This window comes from Streptomyces sp. NPDC046900 (assembly GCF_040644975.1).
Lineage (GTDB): Bacteria > Actinomycetota > Actinomycetes > Streptomycetales > Streptomycetaceae > Streptomyces.
This window is the reverse complement of sequence record NZ_JBEYXD010000196.1, coordinates 1-4,906: the sequence shown is the minus strand read 5'-3', so window position 1 is coordinate 4,906 and position 4,906 is coordinate 1. Positions and strand designations below refer to the sequence as shown.

Genomic DNA, 4,906 nt, shown 5'->3' with positions numbered 1-4,906 from the left:
CGCAGATCCTGGCGATCGTCACGGTGGCGGTGCAGGTCCTGCTGACCAACTTCATCAACAACGTCAACCAGACCGACATCGACATCCCCGCCGCCGGCTCGGTCGGTACACCGGGATGAGCGTCGGCGTCCTCGTCGAGGCGTCGTACCCAGCCGCTCGATCCGTCACTGTCTCCAACGATCGCTCGGGAAAGGTTCGGTATGCCGGGCTCCGAACTCTATGAGAGATTCATGGCACTGCACACCCGCGACGGCGGCCTCGTCATGCCGAACGCATGGGGCGGCCTCTCGGCGCTGATGCTGGCCGATGCCGGCTTCGAGGCGATCGCGACATCGTCGGCGGCGCTCGCTGCCACGCTCGGCCGGTCCGACGGGCGGCACGAAGTCATCCGTGGCGAGCACCTTGGTCGGCGTGCTTCCCAAGTCCGCGCGGCCCGTGGATCCGCGCACCTACGGCCGCCGCGCCTGACCTCCGTCATGCCCATCAGCGGCGAGAAGCTCCAGGACAGAGCGCGCGACACGGCACTGGCGATCGGCCACCGACCGGCGCAAGCACCCGAACCGCCACGCACACCAGGCCCATGACCTGCGAATTCACGATGCACGCGGCTCATTGGCCTGCAGCCTCATCTGCTGGAGGCGGCTGGAGAAGCACTGTTCATGATCGTGTTACGAGCTCATACGAGGAAGGGGACGATCCCGATGAAAGCCATTGTGGTTACCGACCAGGCCGCGGGAACGGCCGGGATGACGCTGACGGAGCGGCCTGAGCCGCCCGCAGCGATCAACGACGTCATCGTTCAGATTCATGCATCGGGTTTCGTCCCGACTGAGATGGAGTGGCCGTCGACCTGGACCGATCGCGCCGGCCGTGACAGGACTCCGTCGATCCCCGGCCACGAGCTGGCCGGAGTGGTCAGCGCCGTCGGCTACGGCACGACGGGGCTGTCGGTCGGGCAGCGGGTGTTCGGCCTCGCCGACTGGCACCGCGACGGCACCCTCGCGCAGTACGTGGCGATCGAAGCACGCAACCTCGCGCCGCTGCCCGGCGACGTCGACTTCACGGTAGGCGCGTCCCTGCCCATCTCAGGTCTGACCGCGTGGCAGGGGCTGTTCCAGCACGGCCGCCTTCAGGCCGGCCAGACCGTCCTCGCTCATGGCGCTGCCGGGGCAGTCGGGACGATGGTGACCCAGCTCGCACGTGAGGCCGGGGCATACGTCATCGGCACCGGACGCGCCGCCGACCGTGAGAAGGCACTCGACTTCGGCGCGCATGAGTTCGTCGACCTCGAGAACGACGCGCTGAAAGACGTCGGGGGTGTCGATCTGGTCTTCGACGTCATCGGTGGTGACGTTCAGAGGCGGTCCGCTGCCCTGATCAAGGCCGGAGGAACGCTGGTGTCCGTCGTCGGCCCGGTCGAGGCGCGGCCCACTGACGGCCTGGCGGTGGACTTCGTTGTCGAGGCCGATCGCGCCGAACTGGGTGAGATCGTGCAGCGGGTGCGGGACGGACGGCTGCGGACAAACATCGGTGACGTCGCGAGCCTCGATGACGCCGTTGGTGCCCTCAACCCGACCACGCGACGCAGCGGGAAGACAGTCATCCGCGTACGCTCGTAGGGAGTGGATGGCCACAGTCCGACTGGCGGGTCATCCTCACGGTGCACGAGATGAAGCGGCTCGGCCGCGACGCCGCCGAACTCACCGCGCTCGCCGACCACCGAGCGGAAGCTCGCCGAAGGCTTCACCGAGCCGGAAGACGTGGCCGAGGCCCGTCGCGAGATCCGGCTGTCCATGGCCCTGGCGAAAGCCGTGTATGACCGGCGTACCGAGCTCGGGCTCACCCAGACCGAACTGGCCGACCGCGCGGGCCTCACCCAGGCGAAGATCTCCCGGATCGAAGGCTCCGACACCGTCCCTACGCTGCCGCTCCTGGCCAAGCTGGCCAAGGCTTTGGACGCGGCCCTGAACATCGCCCTCGACAATGACGACACCCAGGTGACCTTCACCGCGCACCGCACCGACACAGCCTGAGCGTCCTGAGCACCTTCCCACTCTGTGGGTGCCGAGTATTGCCTCCGCGCAGGTCAAGCCGCATGTGCGTATTCGTGGAGGATGCCGCCGAGTCGATCACGTCGATGTACGTTCAACCGCTCGAGTCGCTCCGGTTCGGTGATCGGTTCAAGGACCGGTCGCCGGGGCGCCGCGCTGTGCAGGGTCCGGTGAGGCCTGTGCTCGTTGTAGAAGGAATCGAACTCGGCGAGCGCGTGGAGCAGGTGGGCCTGATTCCAGATCAGGGCGCGGTCCAGGAGTTCGTGTCGGCAGGTCTGCACCCAGCGTTCCATGACGGAGTTCATGCGGGGAATGCGGATGCCGGTGGTGATGATCTCGATGCCCTCGGCCTCGAAGACGGCGTCGAACGCCCGGGTGTACTTGCTGTCGCGGACCCTGATCAGGTGCTTGACGGCCGCGCCCGCGTCCTGGAGATCCATGACCAAGTTCCTCGCGCCTGGGTGACCCAGTCCGCGGCGGGATGGCCGGTCGCGCCCAGAATGCGGATCCGCCGGTTGGCATGCTCGATGACCCCGAAGACGTACAGCGTCGCGCCGTTCAAGGTGGTGGCGGTGAAGAAGTCGCAGGCCAGGATCGCGTGGGCCTGGCCGCGCAGGAACGCGGCCCAGGTCCGACGGTCACGGTCGGGCGCCGGCTCGATCCCGTGCTGCTTCAGGATCTCCCACACACTGGAGGGTGCGACCTTGATACCGAGGACCGCGAGTTCGCCATGGATCCTTCTGTAGCCCCACCCAGGGTTTTCGCGGCCCAGTCGCAGGATGAGAGCCCGGATGCTGCTGGGGGCACCTCCCGGCCGAAGGCTGGGGGAGGGTCGGTGGACGGCCGGGCCGCTGGCGACAGGAGGCGTCGGCGTGGCGGCGGCGCGTGAGGTCCCGGTGCCCCCTCAGGACCGTGTCCGGGGAGACGATCAGGTGTTGGTGGAGCAGCGCGGCCAGGAAAACGCGATCCGCCGAGGAGACGGGTGGCCTGTCGATCTGCCGCTGCATGACGGCCAGTGGTGTCGCAACGTCAATATCTCGATGTCCTTGACGACGTCTCTCATCGGCGGCAACCGAATGAGGGAGAACACGCTCGACACAGCGAGGTAGGGCAGTCGCAGCAGCATGGTCGATCAGCCTGACACGCCTGCCCGCTGATCGACGGCCGTTCGCGAGAACCTGCAGCTCACAGGACATGGATGCGGTTTTCGGCACCCGCAGGGTGCTCCGAACCGAGCCGTTGATGGGTCTGCGCAGATGACGAATTGGGGCCGATCGTAATCGGCGGCAAGGTCAGTGAGGTTCCGGCGCCCGGGTCACGGTTGCCCGCCCGACTGCAGCGCTTCACGGGCGGGAGGGTCCTCGGCTTGGGGAGGTGCACAGTGCGTGTGCATCAGCTTGTGCATGCGGTGGACTATGAAGGCCGCCATGGGCAGCTCGACGAAGACGGCGAGCGCGACGGAAGCCCACACGGCCGACGTGCCGAACTCGAGCGAGACGTCGAACCATGCATCGCACACCAGCAGGACGGCGGTCGCCAACGCGGGTATCACCATGGCCAAGTTCCGGCGCTTCCCGAGGACGGCCGTCGTCGCCAAGGCTATGAGCAGCATGATGTCGAAGCCGACCCAGGTCGTGCGCCATGCGTGGACCTGATAGTCGGACGGCAGCTTCAGGCCCAGTATCAGCGTCCAGGGGACCAGGCCCAGTGCGGATGCCGCAAACAGCTCGACGGTGTGGCGCCGGCGCCGCTCCCTGGGGTCGTGACGCTTGCCACGGCGCACGGGCGGGCGAGCGGACCCCGGAGTGTCGGGGAAGGCGGCTGCCACTGAGTTCTGGATCGCCTGGCTCATCGGCGTACCGATTCCTCGAGGTCGCCGCGCAACGACGCGGGGTACCAGGCCGCGACACGCCCCGTGGCAAACCAGCCGAGACCCCCGAGGAGCACGCCCGCCACCGCACTCGGAAGGTGCCGGCTCAGCAGCCTCACCGCGGCAGCGACGTCCAGGCCCACCGCCAGGAAGACGAACGACGTGCGCTGCCAGGCCTCTGCCGGCGCGGTGGCCGCTATCGGACGGTCGAGCCGGCCGTGGAAGATTCCCGGAGCGAGGTGGCTCATCGAAATCCCCTCTCCCGGCCTGCCCGACCGTTGTCCATGTCAGCCTCCAGAACGTTCACGAATGCCGCGGTCAGCACAAGATCCAAGGCCACAGCGGCATCTCTTCGACGTGGTGCTCCCCCAGCCCGAAGAAGTCCAGCCCCGAGGCCTCGGCCAGGACGCCCTCGTCGTCGAGCGCGCAGGTGTTCTCGGGCTGGTCGAGCGGGCGTCCCTCGTCATCCGACGTGATGCCTCCGAAGCTGTCGATCCCGATGACGATCGGGTGCGTCTCGCACGTTTCCACAGCACACCTCCAAGTAATTGACGCGTCAAGCATATGGAATATGCTTGACGCGTCAAGCAATGAGGGTGGGTATGGGAACCATGGACAGAAGAACACCGCCCGCCGGGCCCGCCGCGCGACGCCTGACGGCAAGGCAACTGGCGGTGCGGCGCTCCCTCATGGACACGATGGAGGAGCCGAGCCGGCGACTGACGGCGCAACTCCAGCAGGTCGGCCTCTGCGCAGGCGACTGTCTGGTGATGCTCGCGCTCAGTGAGGCCGCGGGACACCGTTCACGCTCGTCCGAGCCCGCCAACGCCATCGGCTGGCAGCGCAGCCGGCTCTCGCACCGGGCTCTCGCACCACAGGCCGCCTTCCGACCCTCACGAAACTCCGCCGTGAACTTGCGACGCTTCTCCGCCATGACAACCAACTTCCCCTGCCGTCACGGACTCGGCCCGAGGGAGCCTCAACG

6 protein-coding genes and 2 pseudogenes are annotated in these 4,906 nt (G+C 67.5%); 4 read left to right on the top strand and 4 right to left on the bottom strand.

Annotation, left to right across the window (positions count from 1 at the left end):
- The first annotated feature begins 230 nt into the window (after nt 1-230).
- The 3 genes from ABZ904_RS50525 (at nt 231) to ABZ904_RS50515 (ending at nt 2,033) form a co-directional block, all read left to right on the top strand.
- Nucleotides 231-584 carry an isocitrate lyase/phosphoenolpyruvate mutase family protein gene (locus ABZ904_RS50525; protein ID WP_361831017.1) on the top strand — a complete coding sequence of 118 codons (354 nt, stop codon included), beginning with the start codon at nt 231-233 and terminating at the stop codon, nt 582-584.
- 117 nt (nt 585-701) lie between these two features.
- Complete coding sequence (locus ABZ904_RS50520; RefSeq protein WP_361831014.1) at nt 702-1,619, top strand: NADP-dependent oxidoreductase; 918 nt, start codon at nt 702-704, stop codon at nt 1,617-1,619.
- Nucleotides 1,620-1,760: 141 nt separating this feature from the next.
- Nucleotides 1,761-2,033 (top strand): helix-turn-helix domain-containing protein, encoded by a 273-nt coding sequence (locus tag ABZ904_RS50515; RefSeq protein WP_359411793.1) that lies wholly within the window; start codon nt 1,761-1,763, stop codon nt 2,031-2,033.
- Between the two features lie 53 nt (nt 2,034-2,086).
- On the opposite strand, the pseudogene ABZ904_RS50510 reads toward ABZ904_RS50515, so the two are convergent.
- The 4 genes and pseudogenes from ABZ904_RS50510 to ABZ904_RS50495 form a co-directional block, all read right to left on the bottom strand.
- Nucleotides 2,087-3,177, bottom strand: a pseudogene (locus ABZ904_RS50510) (integrase core domain-containing protein).
- 189 nt (nt 3,178-3,366) lie between these two features.
- Nucleotides 3,367-3,903 (bottom strand): hypothetical protein, encoded by a 537-nt coding sequence (locus tag ABZ904_RS50505; protein ID WP_361831011.1) that lies wholly within the window; start codon nt 3,901-3,903, stop codon nt 3,367-3,369.
- Nucleotides 3,900-4,169 carry a hypothetical protein gene (locus ABZ904_RS50500; RefSeq protein ID WP_361831008.1) on the bottom strand — a complete coding sequence of 90 codons (270 nt, stop codon included), beginning with the start codon at nt 4,167-4,169 and terminating at the stop codon, nt 3,900-3,902. The genes ABZ904_RS50505 and ABZ904_RS50500 overlap by 4 nt, the downstream gene beginning before the upstream one ends.
- Nucleotides 4,170-4,239: 70 nt before the next feature.
- Nucleotides 4,240-4,452 carry a hypothetical protein gene (locus ABZ904_RS50495; RefSeq protein ID WP_361831005.1) on the bottom strand — a complete coding sequence of 71 codons (213 nt, stop codon included), beginning with the start codon at nt 4,450-4,452 and terminating at the stop codon, nt 4,240-4,242.
- A gap of 71 nt (nt 4,453-4,523) precedes the next feature.
- On the opposite strand from ABZ904_RS50495, the pseudogene ABZ904_RS50490 reads away from it, so the two are divergent.
- Nucleotides 4,524-4,906: pseudogene (locus tag ABZ904_RS50490) on the top strand (hypothetical protein); the annotation flags it as partial.